The 265-nt window shown below is 37.7% G+C and carries 1 protein-coding gene; it reads right to left on the bottom strand.

From position 1 onward, the window contains the following. Positions 1–164 (bottom strand): DUF4126 domain-containing protein (locus SCA31_RS23830; RefSeq protein WP_410699477.1); only part of this gene is annotated, 164 nt, incomplete at its 3' end. Between the last annotated feature and the right edge of the window lie 101 nt (positions 165–265).

Genomic DNA, 265 nt, shown 5'->3' with positions numbered 1-265 from the left:
CCGGAAAGCCATTCAAAACTCTCATTCGTCGGAATCCAATGAAGATATGAAGCGAGACTCACCGCAAACATTGGCAGAAAAACTCTGAAGCCGGTCGCAGCAGCCAGTCCGATACCGATAAATGCACTCAAAACATAAGGTAGAAAGGGAACATGATCTAACATTTTAATTTTCAGATTAATTGTTTCCCATAAAGTTACAAAAAGTATGCAAAGATTTTAATGAATTTTTAATTCTCAGCGAATCAGATTTAAGCGCAAGAAAG

The sequence above is a fragment of the Chryseobacterium sp. SIMBA_028 genome (assembly GCF_046535285.1).
In the GTDB taxonomy this organism is placed as follows: Bacteria; Bacteroidota; Bacteroidia; order Flavobacteriales; family Weeksellaceae; genus Chryseobacterium.
The sequence above is the reverse complement of the archived record's forward strand: the minus strand, read 5'-3'. Positions and strand labels throughout refer to the sequence as shown.